Genomic DNA, 18,487 nt, shown 5'->3' on the forward strand with positions numbered 1-18,487 from the left:
GCAAGAGCCGGCGACAGGCGCCGCCAGGGAGGTCAGGATGAACAGCGCGGCTGAGGTGAGCGCGCCGCTCCGGGACGCGCGATCGTTCCGGCGGCGACTGATAGGCTTGATTGCCGTCGGTGAAGTCGGCGTGCTGGCGGCCATGGCGTTGCTGATCGCCTTCTTCTGGCTGATCGAACCGGCTTTCCTGTCGGAGCGCAACATCCGCGCCATTCTCAACGTCGTCTCCTTTGTCGGCATCATCGCCATCGGCCAGACCATCCTGCTGGTCGCCGGCGAATTCGACCTGTCGGTCGGCTCGGTGGCCGGGTTGTCCGCCGTGATCGCCGCCAAGCTGATGACCGCGGCCGCCCTGCCGGTGACCGTCGGCGTTCTCGGCGGCGTTGCCGTCGGTGCCCTGATCGGCCTGCTGAATGGCCTGATCGTCGTCAGGGTCGGCATCCCCGCCTTCATCCAGACGCTCGGCATGCTGTTCATCGGCCAGGGCCTGATCCAGGTGGTGACGGGCGGTTATCCCGTCTATCCGCTGCCCGAGGCGATCAACACGATCGGTGGCACAGATCTCGCCTTTGGGCTGGGCTGGAGCTTTGCCTTCTTCATCGTCGCCGCCATCCTTGCCGACTTCGTGCTGCGGCGCACCGTTCTCGGGCGCAACATGTATGCCACCGGCGGCAACAAGGAAGTGGCGCATCTCGTCGGCATCAAGACCAGCGCCTACAAGATCGGCGCCTTCATCACCGTCGGCGCGCTGTCGGCGATCGCCGGCATGTTCGTCATGGCCGATCTCGGCAGCGGCGGCACTTCGATCGGCAGCGGCTGGGAACTGACGGTCATCGCCGGTGTCGTGGTCGGCGGCGTCAGCCTGTTCGGCGGCGCCGGCACGGTGGCCGGCGGCGTCGTCGGCATTCTCATGCTGAAAGTGGTGCAAAGCGGCCTCGTCGTCATCGGCGTCAACTCCAACTGGCAGCAGATCGCGGTCGGCGTGATCATGGTCATGGCTGTCGGCCTCGACATCGTGCGCCGCCGCTATTTCATCGCCGGCGCTTGAGAGGCCGTGGATATTGCACCGGCAAAATGCCGGCCAACCAAGGGAGGTAAGACATGAAAATCCATTTGAAAAAGAGGGTGATCCGAGCCGCATTGGTAGCGGCGGCCGTTGCCACCTCGCTGGGCTCGGTGAGCTTGGCCCGAGCGGCGGACATCCACCTGCTCTGGGTGCAGGCGATGAAGGATCATCCCGTGCACCGGCTGATGCAGGCCGGTTTCCTCAACAAGTGCAAAGAGCTCGGCTACACCTGCGAGGTCGTCGGCGACCCGAGCGCCACCAACTGGGACATCCCCGCAACGCTGCCGCTTGCCGAAGCCGCCCTCGCCCGCACCAAATACGATGCCATCGGCGTCTACGGTCCCGATCCGGCCATCTATTCCTACATCTCCAAGCTGGCCAAGGAGGGCTTCCCGATCGTCACCTGGCACGTGCTGCCGCCCGAAGGGACCGTAAACGGGCTGAAAGCGGCAACGGGCGAGAACATCGCCGAGGCCGGGACCAACGCCGCGATCGCCATCGGCGACAAGCTCGGCGGCAAGGGCACGGTGGCACTGACGCAAGGCGCCTCCAACGACACCGAAAACGCCATGTCGGATGCCTTCCGCAAGACCATCGCCGCGAAATATCCCGGCATCAAAGTGCTCGACACCCAGATGGAAGGCTTCGAACCCTCGGCGGCGGAAGCCAAGGCGGTGGCGATCCTGCAAGGCAATCCCGACGTGACCGCCGCCTTCGGCACTACCGGCAACAGCATCCAGACCTGGTCGGGGGCGGCCCGCAAGGCCGGGCGCGATGTCGTCATCATCGGCATGGATTATATTCGGCAGAACCTCGATCTGGTAAAATCGGACGCCGCCTACGGCATCGTCGCGCAGCCGCTCTATGAAGAGAGCGCCAAGGTCGCCGAGCTGCTGGGCGATCTGGCCCAGGGCAAGACCGTGCCCTACAGCAATCCGCTGCCGGCCAAGGTGATCACATCAGCCGACCTCGCCCCCTACTACAAGATGCTGGACAGCGCCGGCCAGTAACAGCTCCCGCCGGGTCCGCTTGCGCGGGCCCGGTGCCTTTTGAGAGGATCGCCGTGTCCAACACCGCCCAAGCGCCTCTGTTCTCGGCCCACGCAATCGCCAAGAATTTTGGCGGCGTGCAAGCACTGCGTGGTGTCGATTTCGATGTGACATCGGGCGAAATCCATGCCCTGCTTGGGCAGAATGGCGCCGGCAAATCGACCCTGGTGAAAATCCTCAACGGTGTGCATCCGGCCGGCTCCTACACCGGCGCCATCCAACTTGACGGACGGCCGGTCAGTTTCGCCTCGCCTGCCGATGCGGGGTCGAACGGCGTCGGCTATGTGCCGCAGGAAATCGAGGTGCTCGAGCAGCTTTCGGTCGCCGAGAACGTCTTTGCCGGCCGGACCGGTCTCAGTGACGGCATGCTCGTCCACCAGCGCCAGCTCGAGCAGCGCGCCGGCGCGATCTTTGCCGAGCTTGGCATCGACATCAATCCCCGGGCCTATGTCGCGTCGCTGACCTCGGCGCAGCGCCATCTGGTGATGATTGCGCGCGCCATCGTGCTGAAGCCGCGCGTGCTGATGCTGGACGAGCCGACGGCCTCGCTGTCGGGCACGGAAGTCGACGCGCTGTTCAGCGTACTGCGGCGCCTGAAGGCGCAAGGCGTGGCGATGATCTACATCACCCATCGCCTGCCCGAAGTGCTCGCCATCTGCGACCGCGCCACCGTGCTGCGTGACGGACAAGTGGCGGTACGCATCGCAAGGGAGGATTTCGATGCCGAGACCTTCATCTTCTCGATGTCGGGCCAAAGGCTGCATCGGCTGTTTCCCGAGCATGTTGCACCTGTCGGCGCGCCGACCGCGCTGGAGGTCCGCCGTCTCACTGTCGCCGGCCACAGCGGCGCTGTTCATGGCGCGAAGGATATCAACCTCTCGGTGGCCGCCGGCGAGATCGTTGGACTGGCGGGGCTGCTCGGTTCCGGCCGCAGCGAGATCCTGCACGGCATCTATGGCCGGGTGCCGGCCGAGGGCGAAATCCGTGTCGCTGATCAGCCTGTAGCGATCAAATCGCCAAGCAATGCCCGCGCCGCCGGCATCGCCTTGTTGACCGAGGATCGCAAGCGCGACGGCCTGCTGTTCAACCTGCCGGTCGGCGCCAACATCACCATCGGCAATCTCGCGCCCCTATCGCGGCATGGCATGGTGCGCGGCGGACTGGAACGCAGCTCGATTCTCGCCGCCATGCGCGCGCTCAACGTCAAGGCATCGTCGCCGCAGACCGCGGTCACCCATCTTTCGGGCGGCAACCAGCAGAAGCTGCTGTTTGCCCGCGTGCTGATGCGGGCGCCGAAAGTGCTGCTGCTCGACGAGCCGACCAAGGGCGTCGACGCGGCAACCCGGCACGAGATCTACCGGCTTGTGGTTGAGCTCGCCGAGAAGGGCGTGGCCTTGCTCATCGTCGCTTCCGAGCTTGAAGAACTGATCGGCCTTTGCGACCGTTGCCTCGTCGTTGCCGATGGCCGCATCGTCGACGAATTCGGCCGCGGCGAAGGCGGCGAAGACCGCGTGCTGCGCTCGGTGACGGCAGCGCAAGCGGAACGCCACGCGATAGCTTCACAGGTCTCTGCATGATCTTTGCCGGCAAACGCGTTTTCGTCACGGGGGCTGCGACCGGTATCGGCCGGGCGACAGCGGAGTACCTTGCCGCCGAAGGTGCCAAGGTCTTTGGCGCAGGGCTGGATGGCGAAGAGGGAAACGCGCTCGCCGGTCGCTATACCGGAAGCCAGCTGATCTTTCACCAGAGCGACCTCACCCGCGAGGCCGAGGTGCAGGCGGCCGTGGCGGCAGCGACAGGGCGGTTTGGCGGTCTCGACGCGGTCATCAACTGCGCCGGCATCTATCCGACCGGCAAGCGGCTTGAAAAGCTTTCCGACGAGGAGTGGGACAGGACCATCGCCGTCAATTTGACGGCCATCTTTCGCGTCTGCCGCGCGACCTTGCCGCTGCTGCGCGCGGCTGGCGGCGGCTCGATCGTCAACATCGCCTCCGTGCATGCCGACGCAACGGTTCCCGGTGTGCCTGCCTATGCCGCGACAAAGGCGGCGGTCGTCGGCCTGTCGCGGCAGATGGCGCTTGACTATGCCGTCGACCGTATCCGCGTCAACGCCGTGCTGGTCGGTTCCGTCGCCACGAGGATGACGCTGGACGGGTTGGAAGCGGCCGGCGGTGCGGAAGCACTGGGCCTGTCCTTCGAGCCCAACAGGATCGCGCGCATCGCCAATCCTTCGGAGATCGCCACGGCAATAGGCTTCCTGATCTCCGATGCCGCGTCCTTCGTGACCGGCAGCGCCATGCAGGTGGATGGCGGGCTGCTGGCGCGGCTGCTCTAGGTGTTAACCGCAAAGGGCATGAACAAGACTGTGCCCACTGCGTTCTCGCCGGGGGCAAGCACGATCACGCCTTCGTCCGGATCGTCCCATCTGCCCCGGTTAAATGCGCCGGAGGCGTTGGTTTGCGGCTCGACGCAGAAATACGGTTCTGTGGGATCGGCATAAAGCATCAGATGCTTGAAGACGGGATCCGCAGCGATCCGCAACCCGACGCCGCGTGACGGAAAGCGAAGGGTCGCTTCGCCGCTCCAGCCGCCATAGTCGTTGTTGCGCCAGCCGCCCGACAAGGGCCGAGTCTCGGCATAGTCGAGTTCGGGTGGAAGCGTGATCCGATCACCGGAAATGCTCTCCGGTCCTTCGAGATAGAAGTGCCTGGCCTTGAACTGCAGCGTCACGTCCGGATTGCGATCGAACCAGGGATGCAGGCCAAAGCCGAACGGCATGTCGACCGGCCCAGTGTTGGTCAGTGTCATGGTCACGCTAAGGCCCTCCTCGGAGACTACGAAAGCCTGCGTCGCGCGGTAGGAATAGGGCTCCGGTCCCGCGGCGATGTCCAGCGACAGCGTCACGTCGATGGCGCCTGCCTTGGTGACAGTCCAGGAGTGTTGCCAGCCGCTGCCATGCACGTTGAATTTTTCCGGCGGATTGTTGGGCAGGACCTGCCAGCGTTTTGCTGCGAACTCGAAGGCGTTTCCGGTGATGCGGTTGGCATAGGGCGTCATCGGGAACATGGCGACGCCAAGCACATTGCCGGCCTCGCGTTCCTCGTCCGAGAGCCGGCGCATGAGGTCGATGCCGCGCCAGCGTAGCGAACTCACGGAGCCACCGATCTGCGGCACCAGGGCGACTTCGAGCGCTCCCGATCCGATGTTCACCCATTCAGAAATTGCGCCCATAGCCTGCCGTCCATCCACCGTCTACGCTCAGCATCTGGCCCGTCGTGTAGGTGTTGAGCGGATCGCAGAAGAACAGCACGGCCGCAACCGCTTCCTCGATGCTGCCTGAGCGGCCGGCCGGCGTGTGGCTGAGCATCGCTTTGTCGCCGGAAACCATGGTTTCATCTTCGACCGCGCCGACGCCGACGGCATTGACCAGCACCTTAGGGCCGAACTCCATGGCCAGCGTGCGCATACCGGCAAGGATCGAGGCGTTCTCCATGGAAAAGCGCGGATGGCGGCGCATCGGCATGCCGGCGGTCACCGACAGCAGGAAGACGATGCGCCCGCTGCCGCGCTCGGTCATGGTCACGGCAGCCTTGCGCGCATCGGCGTAGTGAGACCGCGGATCGCGCGTCGCCGATCCTGGCCACAACGCGCAGGAGATCAGCAGGATATCGGCGGCCCGTGCATGGGAACCCTCGACCAGATGGCCGCCATTGGCCTGCAACGCGGCAAGTGCGGCCTCGGCCACCGGATTTGTGTCGCCATCGACTGCGTAAGCAGTGCCCTCGAGATCGATTTCCATGCCCGCACTCACATCATGTATCCTGCTGTCCAGCCGCCATCGACGGCCAGCACCTGGCCGTTGATATAACTGGCGATGGGGGAAGCAAGGAACAGCACCGCCTCGGCGATCTCCTCCGGCCGGGCCGGCCGGCCAAGCGGCACATGGGCGAGGAACTCCTCGGTAAGTCCGGCGAACTTGCCGTCCTCGCCATAGAACAGTTTGGCGGTGAGCGCTGTCATCACTGAACCCGGCGCGATTGCATTGGTCAGGATGCCCTTTTCGCCCAGTTCAATCGCCATCGAGCGCGTCAGGTGGATGATGCCGGCCTTGGCGGCGACAAACGGGCTCTGCAGGCGCATCGCCGCCAAGCCGACCACCGAGGCGATGTTGACGATGCGGCCGCCTCTGCCGGCGGCAAGCATCGGCACAAGCGCCGCGCGGCTCATGATGTAGAGGCCGTCGAGATCGATGCCCGTGATGCGATCCCATTCCTCGACTGGGAATTCATCGATGGTGACGCGGTGCGCCAGTGTGTTGACGCCGGCATTGTTGACGAGAATGTCGAGGCGGCCGTAGCGCGCCATGGTGGCGGCGATCGCGTCGTCCACCGAGGCGGGATCGCGGATGTCGACGGCACAGGCCATCGCGCCGCTCAGGGTTGCCGCTACGCGCTCGGCGCCTTCCATGTCGATATCGGCGACAACGATTGCAGCATCATTGTCGGACAGCCGTTTGGCGATAGCGCTGCCGATCGCTCCCGCTGCACCAGTGACCAGCGCTGTCTTACCTCTCAAATCGCATCGCATGCGTCATTCCCCACCTTAGATCAGAATTATACTATTATAATGCTATAGGCTTCACAACAGAGCAGATTCGAACCGGAAGGAACGTCACAAACGCATCGCATAACATTGCCTGAGGTGCACGAGGCACGCAGCGTCGGCTTCACCAGTAGCGGGCGCCGGTCCGACCCCCCGCAGGAATAGACAGCCGCTTGACACGAGCCTTCTGAGGGTAAGGCACTCCTTGCGCCAGATTTGTAGCCAGGACGGCCTCGTCAGCCGCTGCAGCGAAGTCGGAACTGGCAGCGCGATGAGTGGGGGGAAAGGCGGTATCCCTCTCCCGCTACCAGCCCTCTCAACGACGGCTAAAAGGCCAATGAAATTAACGGGTTGATCGCTTGCGGCATAGGGACATAAATCGATTTAGCCGCTAGTGCGGACTCATTTGTGGGTATGCGTCCCTCGGCTCGAGTCCACATTTTTGCATCAGTAATCGCGCCGCAAAATAAGCGCACCAAATAGAGTTCCGGGATCGGACCCCCTGACGACCGAAACCCACCAACAGCTGCACCATCAGGCAGAAGCGAGATGCGCTAACTCGATCCCTTAGCGTTAATGCGCACACACGCACTCAGCCGGTTAAGGCGGAAGCGCGTACGCCAGCCCACCCAATGAGAGCGCGCCATAGAAGGCGTGGCGTGGAGCCGCGCCCGACAACGACCTGCATAGCCATTCCTGGCTAGTGAGGAAGGTAATTCCTCAGTGAATAGACCGATGCAGCGCTTCCGTTGAAGCTAATTTACCAGTATATAAAAATTCGGTTTGTTCTGGGTGGGTTGGGATGGGCGATATAATATCAAAGCTCTCATCATATAATATTTTTACTAATTTAATCCCCGGCGCTGTATTTGCCTTCATAATGCAGCGATTGGATGTATACAATTTTCAATCGCCATCAACTGTAATTGATATAATAATGTATTACTTTCTTGGAATGGTCGTTAGTCGTGTTGGATCAGTAATATTGCAGCCAATTTTGCGAAAGATCAATTTCGTTAAGTATGGGGATTACTCTCAATTTATTATCGCCGAAGCCAAAGATCCAAAAATGGCAGTACTGTTGGAGTCCAGCAACCTCTACCGCTCTATTTGCTCGGTCTTGCTCCTTGCACTGCTGGCCTATGGGGTCAAACTGCTAGCCGCTCGTTATGGATGGTCCTTGCGGTCAGTCGAGGTAGGAACGGTTATTTTCCTCGCAGTTCTCTTCCTTCTTTCATACAGGAATCAGGCCGCGTTTATAGAAAAGCGGATCCTACATCACAATCGGGAGGGCTGACGATGGCTGTCGTGAAATCTTATGCCGTAGGCGTTGGCGATATGTTTTATATAAGGCACAACAGCGACAATTTCACCATTATCGACTGTCAGTTGTTCGGTGAATTCAAGGAAAGTATCACCGATGAGCTCAAAAAGGAGTCATCCGGTAGAGGTATAACTCGGTTCATTTCTACCCATCCTGACGAAGATCACATTCAGGGCCTTGAATACCTCGATGAAAAGTTGCCAATTTACAACTTTTATGTGGCTCATAACGCTGCCACGAAGAAAATTAGAACAGAATCATTTAAGCATTACTGTAAGTTGCGCGATGGTGACAAAGCATTCTATGTATATAAAGGCTGCTCCAGGAAATGGATGAATCTGGGTGATGGGCAACGGAGCACATCAGGCATTCAGATTCACTGGCCGAACAGAGAAAACGCGCATTTTAAAGCCGCCCTCCAGGAAGCAGCAGATGGAACCGCCTTTAACAATATCTCTTTGGTCGCGCGTTACGCGATTGAGGAAAGTGCAAGCTTCATGTGGATTGGCGATTTGGAAACCCAATTCATGGAAGACATCCTCGACGATATCGAGCTGCCGCGCACCACGGTAGTGTTCGCACCCCATCATGGACGCTATTCGGGAAAGCTTCCGAATAGCTGGCTGGACAAACTTCAGCCTGAAATCGTTGTGCTAGGCGAGGCACCTTCTCGCGATCTACACTACTACACCGGCTACAACACCCTCACACAAACCCGCGCCTGGGACATCACATTCGTTCCCGATGGGAAAAAGGTGCACTGCTACGTCTCTAATCCGGATTACGAAATGAGAGACTGGCTAGATGACGAGGGTTTGGCAGACCGTGACTATTACATTGGTACCCTAAATTTCTAAGCTTCCGCGTTTTGTAGCTTCAACCGGAGATCGCCGCCGGTTCGTCTCTCCATGGGATCATGACTTACGCACGGCTGCCGCCGATAGCGATCAGGTTTCCTTTATTCTTTGGCAAAGGTCAAAAATGTGGACTCGCGCAGCCCATAATGTTGATTTAATACCAGCTAAGGCGTTGTTTTTACTGACAATTTAAGTCCCTCTCCCGCTACCACCCTACGGATAAGCTATTGAAATAACAACAAAAACTGAAACTTTGGTAGCGCCCTGTCCAAAAATCCTCAATGATTTCAGGGCCGAGCCTGCTATCTGGTGGTGCCAACATCCGCCTGCTGCGACAGCGGTATCCGGCATTCCAATTGTCACCTACGTCAACATTTCCGCCGCCGTGACGGCTGAGTCCGACATCTGCTGCACCTCGGGCAATGCCAAAGCCGTCGTCGAGACTCTCGGTGTTCCCCGATCGAGGAGACGGCCCATCCCGCCGTCAGTCATGGTTCAAGGTCCGTTGAGCATCTGTGATCGAGAGGTTAGGCGGCCCTGTAACCACAGCCGAGTTTCACTTCAAGCCGATGCTGGATGAGATCTAGCCCAATCGAGAGGAACCAATAGAGCACGGCTGCATGAACAGCATTTCCATATGGTGGTGGATTGCCAGGCCAAAGGATTGGGCAAGGAAATTCAGCTCCCTCAGCCTCTGACGATCATCCGCTCTACAGCCGTCCCTCCTGCGGCCAGCTTCATCAGATCGGTGTCGAAATTGACATCGGCAGCGCTGCGCTCCGCGCGCGCCGCATTGCCTGCGAACTGGTGTTGATAGCCTTTCCATGCCGCGTCCGCGATGGATCGGCTGGTGCCACTCAACAGGAACTGGGTGAGCTCGGTAGCAGCTCGATCGATGCGACCGCCGAGCTCCGGCGACCCCCAATCTTCCGGGGCAGCAAAGATCGACGTTGGCACGGGAAAAGTGCGCAGAAACGCGAAAAGTGGGCGCATCTGCGCGTCCGCGACCATCGCATGGCGGGCGGTGCCGGCAGTCGCGGCGAGGATCACCGGTTTGGCAATGAGCAAGTCGTTGTCGAGGATATCGATGAACGACTTGAACAGCCCGCTGACACCGGCCTTGTAGACTGGCGTGGCGGCAACGACGGCATCCGCGCCGGCAAGCGTTTCGATTACGGACTGCACCTTGGCCTCGGGAAAACCAGCCACCACGGCACGCGCAATATCGACTGCAAGCGGAGCCAGGTCGATGACGCTAAGGACGGCGGTCTTTCCCGTACCAGTGATACGTTCGATGCTCTTCTGTGCGATGCGGTCGGCCAGCATCCGCGTTGTGGAGGGATCATTTACGCCTGCGTTCACCACGACGAGCCGTATGGGCTTCCCCCTGTTCTCGATGGTCTTCGTCATCTCTCTAATCCTTTCCCTGAAGACACCACCGGGGGCCTACCGCTTTGCGACATTGCCGGACCGGGCGGCCTGCCCCACGACCAGCGGAGAGCGGGCCGATTCGCTTTTGTCGTTATCGTGATACGGCCGGCCGTCCGTCAGGTTGTCTCCGCGATTGGCATTGGGGCTCGGCTGGCGCGGCGGCTGGTCTCCATACTTGACTTCCACCAGGCTCCGGTGCGTCGGGGCTATGGCGGCGCCCGGCGAGCGTCGCGCCGCCATCTCCTTGCGGAGCACGGGCACCACCTCAGTGCCCAGCAGCTCGACCTGCTCGAGAGCCATCTCCAGCGGCAGCCCCATGGCGTCGAGAACCCAGAGCTGCCGCTGGTAGTCACCGAAGGCTTCCCTGAAAGTCAGCGTCCTGTCGATGACCTCCTGCGGGCTGCCAACACTGAGCGGCGTATCGCGCGAATATTCTTCCAGCCGATAGGTCTTTCCGTAGATGGGGCTGCCTTCGAAATAGGGCCGGAATCGGTCGTATGCGTCCTGCGAGCGCTTGGCGATGAAGGCATAGCCACCAAGCCCGACGACGGCCTGCTCCTTGGTGCCGTGTCCGTAATGCTCGAACCGCTCGCGGTAGAAGTTCACCAGCGGCAGGAAGTGCAGGTTGGGCGCAAGGATGTTGTTGGCGAAATAGCCGTTCCCGTAAAAAGCCGCCTGCTCGGCGATCTCCGGAGTGCGGATCGAGCCGTGCCAGACAAAGGGAGGAACGTCGTCGAGCGGACGCGGGATCGACGTGAAGCCTTGCAGCGGGGTCCGGAATTTGCCTTGCCAATCGACAACGTCCTCGCGCCACAGCTTGTGGAGCAGATTGTAGTTCTCGAGCGCCAGTGCGACGCCGTCACGCATGTCCTTCCCAAACCAGGGATAGACCGGCACTGTATTCCCGCGGCCGAGCATCAGGTCCGTCCGCCCCTTCGAGAGATGCTGCAGCATCGCGTAGTCTTCCGCGATCTTCACCGGGTCGTTGGTCGTGATGAGCGTCACGGCGGTGCTGAGGATGATGCGCTGCGTCTGCGCGGCGATATGGGCGAGCAGAGTCGTCGGCGAGGACGAGAAAAAGGGTGGGTTGTGGTGCTCGCCGATGGCGAAGACATCGAGCCCGACCTCGTCCGCCCGCTTCGCGATCTTGACGATCGCATCGATCCGCTGCGCCTCGCTCGGCGTGACGCCTGTGATCGGGTTGCGCGTTACGTCGCTGACAGAGAAGATTCCGAACTGCATTTTGAAGCTCCAGGGGCTCGATGTCGGTAGATGTCTGCGTCAACGGGTCGTGATCCGCGAGTGGCGGGCCGGCCTACCCTCTTCGTGACTCGCCATGCTCAGCGAGCCGGGATCTTGGCTTTCCGCAGCCGGGCCCAGGCAATGAACAAGGACAAGGCGAGCAGCGTCAGGTTGATGGGCAGCATCTTGGCCGTCTCGCCGAGCAGCGCATGCGTGATGATCGCCCCCACCTGTATGAGTGAAAGCCCGACAGCCGCCAGCGGCGTCAGCCAGGGCTTGATCCGCGTCGCGGCCGGCAGGATGAGACCGACAGCGCCCAGCACTTCGAGAGTGCCGATCAGCCGTGTGACGGCTTCCGGTACATGGGTGACGAAGCTCATGCTCGCGGCGAGCGCGTCGATGGGCTGTGTCAGTTTCGCGCCACCGGCTGCCAGATAGAGGAGAGCCAGGAGCGCCTGTGCGATCCACAGCGCCAGGCTCCAACGATTGATGGGGCCGCGAACGGCGCCGGTTTGAGTTTTCATTTTGATCGTCCTTTTCGAAAATAGGGAAATTGGCGGCGGGAGAGCCGACTATGCGGGGCTCGCCGGTGCTGCCGATAGAACAGGCGGGAAAAATCGGCCCTGTCAGAGGCTTCCCCGCCGCTCCAACCGTGCTCGGCCTGGCGCTTCAGGCGGCCTTTGCGGCCGGACCCTGCAGCTTCGCAAGCTCCTCGTAATACCAGTACACCAGCGTGCGGGCCTTGTCGGCCACCAGCCCCGCCCAGTCGCGGAAGAGTTCGGTAACGACAGCCAAGGCCGTACTGGGGACCGCCCCGGCATGAGTGAGCCGCTGGATCGCCGTGCTGTGGGCAAGCTGCGACCGACCGCCGACGGCGTCGACCGGGAAAGCCACGTCATGGCCGTCCTTGAGCGCATCGATGACCGGGAAAGCAAGGCAGATCTCGGTCCAGAGGGCGCCGATGATCAGCCGTTTGCGGCCGGTCTTCTCGACCGCGGCGCGAAAGGCCGGATCTTCCCACGAGTTCATTGTCGAGCGATCGATCACCTCGATGCCGGGCAGTTCGGCGAGGATCGCCGGAACCGTGGGGCCGTTGACACCCATGTTTGCACCGACCGTCGAGAGAATAATGGGCATGTCGAAAGCCCGTGCAGCCCTGATCAGTAGCCGCACGTTGAGCTCGACCAGTTTGGCCGGCGTTTCGGATCGGATCTGGCTGAACATTTCCGGCTGGTAGTCGATCAGCACCAGCGCAGATTCTTCGTATTTCCACACGTCTTGCACGCTCATCTGTTTCTCCATGGGGTTGGTCCGGCGCGGCTATGCCGGATGAACTGACCCACAAAGGATGGCGTTCCTTGTCGGCTTAAGATAGCCTCCGGTTTTGCGATTGATTGTTGCTGAAAGCGGAACGCTATGGAGATTGAGGACGTCAGGACTTTCGTGGAGATCGCGGAGGGGCGAGGCATATCGCCTGCCGCGCGGCGGCTGGGCGTCGCAAAATCCGTCGTCAGCCGCCGACTGGCTCGGCTGGAGGAAACGCTCGGAAGCCAGTTGCTCTCTCGCACGACTCGCGGCGCCGCCTTGACGGAGGCCGGCGCGACGTTCCGCGACCACGCCACTCGCATCCTCGGCGAGTTCGAGGCGGCACAGGATGCAATAGCACCCGATGGCGCGGTGCGCGGGCTGCTGCGTATCGCCGCGCCCCTGTCTGGCGGGCCGAGGCTTGTCGCCCCGGTTCTTGCCGAACTCGCTCGACGCCATCCCTTGCTGCATGTTCATGCAGCCTACAGCGATCGTTTCGTGGATCTGATTTCCGAGGGCTTCGACGCGGGAATCAGGGCGGGATTTCTGCCTGACTCGAGCCTGATCGCCAGACGCATTCGGCCCATATCCGGCATGCTTGTCGCCAGCCCCGCCTATGTCGCCGGGCATGGGGCACCGCAAACGCTTGGCCAACTCGCGGATCACGAGTGCCTGTTGCAGGGGACCGAAGCATGGCGGTTCGTCGAGGAAGGCAAAACGATCGCGGTCCATCCTCACGGTCGTTTCAAGGCGGATAACGGCGAAGCGCTGCTTTCGGCGGCGCTGGCCGGACTCGGCGTGGCGGCCCTGCCGGATTTCCTGATCGAGCCCCACATCGCCTCCGGTGCGCTCATCCCCCTGCTTGCCGACCACACGGTGGTCGCGGCAGGGCTTTATGTGGTGCGTCCTCCCGGCGACTTCCCGCCACGCAAAGTCAGAGCGCTGATCGACATCATGCTCGAATATCACGCCGGCTGAGGACGGGCGCCCGACGGCCAATGGAGATCGGCGGCTGTGCACTCTGCGGACCCGGCCGAAGGCTATGGTTAGTATTCGATCGAGACACTGGCAGAACTCGCCTTCAAGCGGCTCAAGAGCGGCATGGGCACCCATAAGCTTCCTGCACGCGATGAGCGGCTCGTCCGAAGCTGGCTCATGGCCCATCTGATCCTGGCGCTGATGATCGACGAGCCCGATCACGCGCCGCTACAAGGTCGCCGTCGGCCGACCGCTTTCCGCCTGGCCGAAAAGCACCGTACGGATAAGGCCACAAATACGAAATTGGAGACGCCGGAAGGCCATTAGGTGTCTCTCCAGCGAGACAGACTGTCTTATTTCGATGACTTATGGCGCGGATTTCGAACGCATACCTTCTGCCAAGAAGGAGAACCTACATGATCCAATCCGCTGATCTCAAGCGCGGGGCCTCCACATCCGAACCGCTTGCCCACGGCCGAGCCTTACGTCTTCAAGCCTATGGCGGCCCCGAATCGCTGACAGTCGATAGCGTATCCGCGCCCGAGCCGGGTCCGGGCGAGGTCTTGGTGTCGGTCAAGGCCGCCGCGGTAAACCGTATCGACTGGAAAATCCGTGAAGGCTACCTCCGCGAGCGCTTCAAGCTGACCCTGCCCGCGACGCTTGGCATCGAAATGGCCGGCGTCGTGCTTCGGACCGGCCCCGGCGTCACAGGCGTGAAGCCCGGGGATCGGGTTATGGCCGCCCTCGGTGGCGTCGGAGCCTACGCCGACCATCTGGTCATCAACGCCGAGAAGCTCGTCCTGACGCCGGCATCACTGTCCGACGTGGAGGCGGCGGCCATTCCGGTCGCGGCGATAACAGCCTGGCATGTCATTCAGGCGGCGGATTTCGACCTCTCCGGACGGCGGGTGCTGATCCATGGCGCAGCCGGCGGCGTGGGCGGCTTTGCCGTCCAGTTCGCCAAGGCGGCCGGAGCGACGGTCTTTGCCACGGCCTCGACCAATAGCCTGCCACATGTCCGGGCGCTCGGCGCGGACGAGGTGATCGACTATCGGCAGCAGAACTTCGAGCTGCTTGCGCGCGACATCGATTTCGTCGTCGACCTCGTCGGCGGTGAGGTCGTGAACCGCTCCTGGGCAGTCCTGTCGCCCGATGGCCTTCTCGTAAGCATCGCCGCCACGGACCTCGCATCACGTACGCCGCCAGGCCGCCGCGGCGTCTTTTTATCGAACAGGCCCGACACCGCGCGCCTGACCGCGATCGCCCAGCAGGTCGCGATCGGCGCCCTGCGATCGACGATCGCCGACGTGGCGGGCTTCGATGATTTGGCTTCCGCAATCGAGCGCAATCGCACCGGCCACGCACCCGGCAAGATCGTCGCTGACTTCACCCGCTGATCACCAAGTTTTCAACTTTCAAGGAGTTTATCATGACGACTATCTGGAGTCCGGTCCGCGTGGGCCAAATGGACCTGCCCCACCGCCTGGCCTTGGCCCCGATGACTCGCAGCCGTGCCGAGTTCAACGGCGTACCGGGCGAGCACGCCGCTGAATACTACGCCCAGCGCGCCTCCCTTGGCCTGCTGATAACCGAGGGTGTGCAACCCTCGGCCGATGGCCAGGGCTATTTCGCGACGCCGGGGATCCACGCACCCGAACATGTCGCCGGCTGGCGCAAGGTCACCGATGCGGTTCACGCAAAAGGCGCGAAGATCTTCCTGCAGCTCATGCATGTCGGCCGCATGTCGCACCCGGACAACACGCCGCATCACCGTCAGCCCGTCGCCCCATCGGCCGTCGCGCCCGGTGAGCAGATGTTCACTGCGAGCGGCATGCAGCCCATCCCCGAGCCGCGCGCGCTGACGACCGAGGAAGTCGCCGCCACGGTGCAGGACTTCCGGCGGGCCGCGCGGCTGGCTATCGATGCCGGCGCCGACGGCGTCGAGATTCACGGCGCCAACGGCTATATCGTCCATCAGTTCTTTGCGCCGAACGCCAATCACCGGACCGACGCCTATGGCGGGCCGATCGCTAACCGCATTCGGTTCGCCGTCGAAGTGGCGCAGGCTGTCGCCGATGAGATCGGCGCCGATCGCACCGCTATCCGCCTTTCGCCAGGCCTGCCTTTGGGCGGGCTTGATGAAGGTCCGGAGAGTCCTGCGCTCTATCGCGAACTGGTCGCCGCGCTGGCACCACTGAAACTGGCCTATCTCCATCTGATGTATGGCGGGGGCGACGAGTTCCTCGCCGACATCCGCCGTGCGTGGCCCACGACCCTGATGGTGCTGCGGCTTGGCCGCACACGCGAAGCCCTGGACCAGGACATCGTCTCGGGCCAGGCAGACATGACCTCGATCGGCCGTTGGGCTTTGGCCAATCCCGACTTCGTCGAGCGTCTACGGTTGGGCGCGCCCGTCAACGAGCCCGATCCATCCACCTTCTATGGCGGTGGCGCGGCCGGCTACACGGACTATCCGCGGCTTGCGGGCTGATGCGTCGGCTGCTGTAGTTCATCGGACTGCAGCAGCCACCTTCTGGCGGTCGTCGCTTGCGTTATTGGATCAAGCTGGCCCGCGACGTGGGTGATGGCGTTGGCCGACAGAAGGTAACCGTGGCGGCTTCAAATCCGAATGAACGCTGCCAATTCGTCGGGAGTTCCTTTTGGGAACGCTCCTCTCAGATGGTCGAGAAAGGCGGAAACGCGGGCATTCAACAGGCGCCGCGACGGGTAGAGCGTCCACAGGGCCGTATCCGGACCATCCACGTCCCCCCAATGCACCAATGTGCCGGCGGCCAGATCATGACTCACGAGCGATACCGGCAACCGTGCCGCACCCACGCCCATGACGACCGCATCGCGAACCATGATGAGCGACGACAGGCTGAGCACCGGGGTGAACGCGATCGTCGTCGGCCCCGTGTCCGGTTTGATATTCCACAACGAGAGTCCTCTGTCCGAGCTCCGCACGACAGCGGGAGCGGCGTCTCCGTCTCGCGGTCTCGCCACTTGCGGGCTCGCCACGATCACAAGCCGATCACGCATGAAGACCCGTCCCACCAGGCTTTCATCGGAACGCGGATTGACGCGAATGGCCAGGTCATACCCTTCTTCGACCATGTCGACTGCACGGTCTTCGGTCGTGACTTCAAGGATAACGTCGGGATATTTGAGCGAGAAGCCTGCCGCCAGCTTACCCATCGCAAGTTGAGAGAAGAGCAACGGTGCACTGATCCGCAAATTTCCACGCGGTTCCCGGTCTCCCGACGCAATCGCTGCGGCCGTCTCCTCCACTTCCGTCAGCAAGCGACTGGTTCGCTCATGCAGGTCCTTTCCCTCCTGCGTGAGCTTCAGGGCACGCGCCCCGCGCTCGAACAAGCGTAGGCCCAAGCTATTCTCCAGTTCTGCGGCGCGCCGCGAGAGCGTCGCCTTGGGGCGCCCTGTGGCGCGCGCGGCTCGCCCGAATCCACCATGACGTGCAACCAGATTGAAGTCGGCTAGGGCGAGCAGGTCCATGTGTTCCACCAGTGAGACAGGGTGTCTACAAATGGCAGCTTCCGGTGCGTTTGTGGACTCCTAAATAGCGCTAACGATCTGATAAAAGCAGGAGTGACCACATGACTATCCTCGTCACCGGTGCAACCGGAACCGTCGGCCGCAATGTCGTCGATCAGCTCATCAAGCGCGGCGCTAATGTGCGCGCGCTCGTCCGCGATCCCTCGAAGGCCAATTTACCAGCCGCCGTTGCCCTCGCCGAAGGCGATCTGCTTGACGTCGATGCGCTGCGCACGGCCTTCTCGGGCGTGTCCACCCTTTTCTTGCTCAACGCCGTGGTGCCCGACGAGTTTACCCAGGCGCTGATCGCCCTCAATCTGGCCCATGAGGCCGGGATCAAGCGGATCGTCTATCTGTCCGTGCTTCACAGCGACATCTACGTGAACGTGCCGCATTTCGCCGGTAAGTTCAGTGTCGAACGCATGCTGGAGCAGCTGGGCTTCAACGCCACCATCCTGCGGCCTGCATACTTCATCAACAACGACTATTCGGTGAAGGACGTGGTGCTCGGTCACGGTGTCTATCCGATGCCGATCGGTGACAAAGGCATCGCGATGGTCGACGCGCGCGATCTCGGTGAGATCGCAGCCATCGAGCTGGTTCGCCGTGAGCAGGCAAGCGAGCCGCTTCCTCTCAAGCGGATCAATGTCGTTGGTCCCGACACGCTGACCGGTGCCGATGTCGCCGCCATCTGGTCGAATGTTCTTGGGCGGACGATCCACTATGGCGGCGACGATACCGCTGGATTCGAGCAAAACCTCCGAAATTACGCACCGAGCTGGATGGCGCTCGACATGCGTCTCATGGCCGAGCGCTTCCTTGTAGTTGGCATGGTCCCTGAGGCAGGGGATGTTGATCGATTGACCGGCATGCTGGGTCGCCCGCTGCGCTCCTATCGCGACTTCGCAGCGGAAATCGCTGTTTTGGCTTGATCTTTCCGCATGTCTGAATATCGGCCTGCCGGTGCGCTTGCAACGCCGGCGGCCGAACGGGGTCATGCGGCGGCATATTCGAGCGCGCATAGCCGCCCCACGGCCAACCCGCAGTGCATCCGGCAAAAGGCATTTGCCATGACCAATAC

The 18,487-nt window shown here is 61.9% G+C and carries 18 protein-coding genes and 1 pseudogene; 11 read left to right on the forward strand and 8 right to left on the reverse strand.

From position 1 onward, the window contains the following. The first annotated feature begins 37 nt into the window (after positions 1 to 37). Genes NKH90_RS05460 through NKH90_RS05475 form a run of 4 tightly spaced genes read left to right on the forward strand, consistent with a single transcriptional unit; the run spans position 38 to position 4,450 of the window. Complete coding sequence (locus tag NKH90_RS05460; protein WP_352539248.1) at positions 38 to 1,048, forward strand: ABC transporter permease; 1,011 nt, start codon at positions 38 to 40, stop codon at positions 1,046 to 1,048. A gap of 53 nt (positions 1,049 to 1,101) precedes the next feature. Beyond that, positions 1,102 to 2,076: a sugar ABC transporter substrate-binding protein gene (locus tag NKH90_RS05465; RefSeq protein ID WP_352817899.1), complete on the forward strand. Its 975-nt coding sequence runs from the start codon at positions 1,102 to 1,104 to the stop codon at positions 2,074 to 2,076. Positions 2,077 to 2,129: 53 nt separating this feature from the next. Beyond that, the gene (locus tag NKH90_RS05470) at positions 2,130 to 3,692 is read left to right on the forward strand and encodes a sugar ABC transporter ATP-binding protein (RefSeq protein ID WP_352817902.1); all 1,563 of its coding nucleotides are present in this window, start codon (positions 2,130 to 2,132) and stop codon (positions 3,690 to 3,692) included. Continuing rightward, positions 3,689 to 4,450 carry an SDR family NAD(P)-dependent oxidoreductase gene (locus NKH90_RS05475; RefSeq protein ID WP_352539251.1) on the forward strand — a complete coding sequence of 254 codons (762 nt, stop codon included), beginning with the start codon at positions 3,689 to 3,691 and terminating at the stop codon, positions 4,448 to 4,450. Before NKH90_RS05470 ends, NKH90_RS05475 begins: the two co-directional genes overlap by 4 nt. Here the strand turns inward: NKH90_RS05475 and NKH90_RS05480 are convergent. From NKH90_RS05480 to NKH90_RS05490, 3 genes are read right to left on the reverse strand one after another with little or no spacing between them, the layout of a single operon-like run. Then, a complete protein-coding gene (locus NKH90_RS05480; RefSeq protein ID WP_352817907.1) occupies positions 4,447 to 5,346 on the reverse strand; it encodes an aldose 1-epimerase in 900 nt (299 codons plus the stop codon). The two genes, NKH90_RS05475 and NKH90_RS05480, sit on opposite strands and share 4 nt — an antisense overlap. Continuing rightward, complete coding sequence (locus NKH90_RS05485; RefSeq protein ID WP_352817910.1) at positions 5,330 to 5,914, reverse strand: SDR family NAD(P)-dependent oxidoreductase; 585 nt, start codon at positions 5,912 to 5,914, stop codon at positions 5,330 to 5,332. Before NKH90_RS05485 ends, NKH90_RS05480 begins: the two co-directional genes overlap by 17 nt. An 8-nt stretch (positions 5,915 to 5,922) precedes the next feature. Continuing rightward, entirely contained in the window at positions 5,923 to 6,690 is a 768-nt protein-coding gene (locus NKH90_RS05490) for an SDR family NAD(P)-dependent oxidoreductase (protein WP_352817913.1), read from the reverse strand. Between the two features lie 1,326 nt (positions 6,691 to 8,016). On the opposite strand from NKH90_RS05490, the gene NKH90_RS05495 reads away from it, so the two are divergent. Together NKH90_RS05495 and nadA are read left to right on the forward strand one after the other, a co-directional pair. Then, positions 8,017 to 8,898, forward strand: coding sequence for a ComEC/Rec2 family competence protein (locus NKH90_RS05495; protein WP_352817916.1), 882 nt, complete (start codon positions 8,017 to 8,019; stop codon positions 8,896 to 8,898). A gap of 317 nt (positions 8,899 to 9,215) precedes the next feature. Continuing rightward, positions 9,216 to 9,358: pseudogene (gene nadA, locus NKH90_RS05500) on the forward strand (quinolinate synthase NadA); the annotation flags it as partial. Positions 9,359 to 9,585: 227 nt separating this feature from the next. On the opposite strand, the gene NKH90_RS05505 reads toward nadA, so the two are convergent. The 4 genes from NKH90_RS05505 to NKH90_RS05520 all read right to left on the reverse strand — a co-directional run bounded on the left by NKH90_RS05505 (position 9,586) and on the right by NKH90_RS05520 (position 12,861). Continuing rightward, positions 9,586 to 10,308 (reverse strand): CE1759 family FMN reductase, encoded by a 723-nt coding sequence (locus NKH90_RS05505; RefSeq protein WP_352469679.1) that lies wholly within the window; start codon positions 10,306 to 10,308, stop codon positions 9,586 to 9,588. Between the two features lie 36 nt (positions 10,309 to 10,344). Further along, the gene (locus NKH90_RS05510; RefSeq protein WP_352817920.1) at positions 10,345 to 11,571 is read right to left on the reverse strand and encodes an LLM class flavin-dependent oxidoreductase; all 1,227 of its coding nucleotides are present in this window, start codon (positions 11,569 to 11,571) and stop codon (positions 10,345 to 10,347) included. Positions 11,572 to 11,669: 98 nt separating this feature from the next. Continuing rightward, the gene (locus NKH90_RS05515; protein WP_352767280.1) at positions 11,670 to 12,095 is read right to left on the reverse strand and encodes a DoxX family protein; all 426 of its coding nucleotides are present in this window, start codon (positions 12,093 to 12,095) and stop codon (positions 11,670 to 11,672) included. Between the two features lie 145 nt (positions 12,096 to 12,240). Then, on the reverse strand, positions 12,241 to 12,861 hold the full coding sequence (locus tag NKH90_RS05520; RefSeq protein ID WP_352817923.1) for an isochorismatase family protein: 621 nt from the start codon (positions 12,859 to 12,861) through the stop codon (positions 12,241 to 12,243). A gap of 126 nt (positions 12,862 to 12,987) precedes the next feature. Here NKH90_RS05520 and NKH90_RS05525 point away from each other — a divergent pair, with 126 nt between their 5' ends. From NKH90_RS05525 to NKH90_RS05540, 4 genes are all read left to right on the forward strand, one after another. Further along, a complete protein-coding gene (locus NKH90_RS05525; protein ID WP_352817926.1) occupies positions 12,988 to 13,854 on the forward strand; it encodes a LysR family transcriptional regulator in 867 nt (288 codons plus the stop codon). Between the two features lie 177 nt (positions 13,855 to 14,031). Further along, on the forward strand, positions 14,032 to 14,181 hold the full coding sequence (locus NKH90_RS05530; protein WP_352817929.1) for a hypothetical protein: 150 nt from the start codon (positions 14,032 to 14,034) through the stop codon (positions 14,179 to 14,181). A gap of 89 nt (positions 14,182 to 14,270) precedes the next feature. Then, positions 14,271 to 15,251 (forward strand): NADP-dependent oxidoreductase, encoded by a 981-nt coding sequence (locus NKH90_RS05535; RefSeq protein WP_352818417.1) that lies wholly within the window; start codon positions 14,271 to 14,273, stop codon positions 15,249 to 15,251. 32 nt (positions 15,252 to 15,283) lie between these two features. Next, a complete protein-coding gene (locus NKH90_RS05540) occupies positions 15,284 to 16,345 on the forward strand; it encodes an alkene reductase (protein ID WP_352469672.1) in 1,062 nt (353 codons plus the stop codon). Between the two features lie 128 nt (positions 16,346 to 16,473). Here NKH90_RS05540 and NKH90_RS05545 read toward each other — a convergent pair whose 3' ends face one another. Then, positions 16,474 to 17,367 (reverse strand): LysR family transcriptional regulator, encoded by an 894-nt coding sequence (locus NKH90_RS05545; protein ID WP_352767274.1) that lies wholly within the window; start codon positions 17,365 to 17,367, stop codon positions 16,474 to 16,476. A gap of 101 nt (positions 17,368 to 17,468) precedes the next feature. On the opposite strand from NKH90_RS05545, the gene NKH90_RS05550 reads away from it, so the two are divergent. Further along, positions 17,469 to 18,338, forward strand: a complete 870-nt coding sequence (locus NKH90_RS05550) for an NmrA/HSCARG family protein (RefSeq protein ID WP_352469670.1) — start codon at positions 17,469 to 17,471, stop codon at positions 18,336 to 18,338. Positions 18,339 to 18,487 lie beyond the last annotated feature (149 nt).

Origin of the sequence: Mesorhizobium sp. M0898 (assembly GCF_040319695.1) — a bacterium.
In the GTDB taxonomy this organism is placed as follows: Bacteria; Pseudomonadota; Alphaproteobacteria; order Rhizobiales; family Rhizobiaceae; genus Mesorhizobium.

Excerpts from the sequence above, each read along its gene's own strand:
- NKH90_RS05460 (WP_352539248.1), top strand. The coding sequence starts at position 38 with ATGAACAGCGCGGCTGAGGTGAGCGCGCCGCTCCGGGACGCGCGATCG.
- NKH90_RS05465 (WP_352817899.1), top strand. The coding sequence starts at position 1,102 with ATGAAAATCCATTTGAAAAAGAGGGTGATCCGAGCCGCATTGGTAGCG.
- NKH90_RS05475 (WP_352539251.1), top strand. The coding sequence starts at position 3,689 with ATGATCTTTGCCGGCAAACGCGTTTTCGTCACGGGGGCTGCGACCGGT.
- NKH90_RS05480 (WP_352817907.1), bottom strand. The coding sequence starts at position 5,346 with ATGGGCGCAATTTCTGAATGGGTGAACATCGGATCGGGAGCGCTCGAA.
- NKH90_RS05485 (WP_352817910.1), bottom strand. The coding sequence starts at position 5,914 with ATGGAAATCGATCTCGAGGGCACTGCTTACGCAGTCGATGGCGACACA.
- NKH90_RS05495 (WP_352817916.1), top strand. The coding sequence starts at position 8,017 with ATGGCTGTCGTGAAATCTTATGCCGTAGGCGTTGGCGATATGTTTTAT.
- NKH90_RS05505 (WP_352469679.1), bottom strand. The coding sequence starts at position 10,308 with ATGACGAAGACCATCGAGAACAGGGGGAAGCCCATACGGCTCGTCGTG.
- NKH90_RS05510 (WP_352817920.1), bottom strand. The coding sequence starts at position 11,571 with ATGCAGTTCGGAATCTTCTCTGTCAGCGACGTAACGCGCAACCCGATC.
- NKH90_RS05515 (WP_352767280.1), bottom strand. The coding sequence starts at position 12,095 with ATGAAAACTCAAACCGGCGCCGTTCGCGGCCCCATCAATCGTTGGAGC.
- NKH90_RS05520 (WP_352817923.1), bottom strand. The coding sequence starts at position 12,861 with ATGAGCGTGCAAGACGTGTGGAAATACGAAGAATCTGCGCTGGTGCTG.
- NKH90_RS05525 (WP_352817926.1), top strand. The coding sequence starts at position 12,988 with ATGGAGATTGAGGACGTCAGGACTTTCGTGGAGATCGCGGAGGGGCGA.
- NKH90_RS05530 (WP_352817929.1), top strand. The coding sequence starts at position 14,032 with ATGGCCCATCTGATCCTGGCGCTGATGATCGACGAGCCCGATCACGCG.
- NKH90_RS05535 (WP_352818417.1), top strand. The coding sequence starts at position 14,271 with ATGATCCAATCCGCTGATCTCAAGCGCGGGGCCTCCACATCCGAACCG.
- NKH90_RS05540 (WP_352469672.1), top strand. The coding sequence starts at position 15,284 with ATGACGACTATCTGGAGTCCGGTCCGCGTGGGCCAAATGGACCTGCCC.
- NKH90_RS05545 (WP_352767274.1), bottom strand. The coding sequence starts at position 17,367 with ATGGACCTGCTCGCCCTAGCCGACTTCAATCTGGTTGCACGTCATGGT.
- NKH90_RS05550 (WP_352469670.1), top strand. The coding sequence starts at position 17,469 with ATGACTATCCTCGTCACCGGTGCAACCGGAACCGTCGGCCGCAATGTC.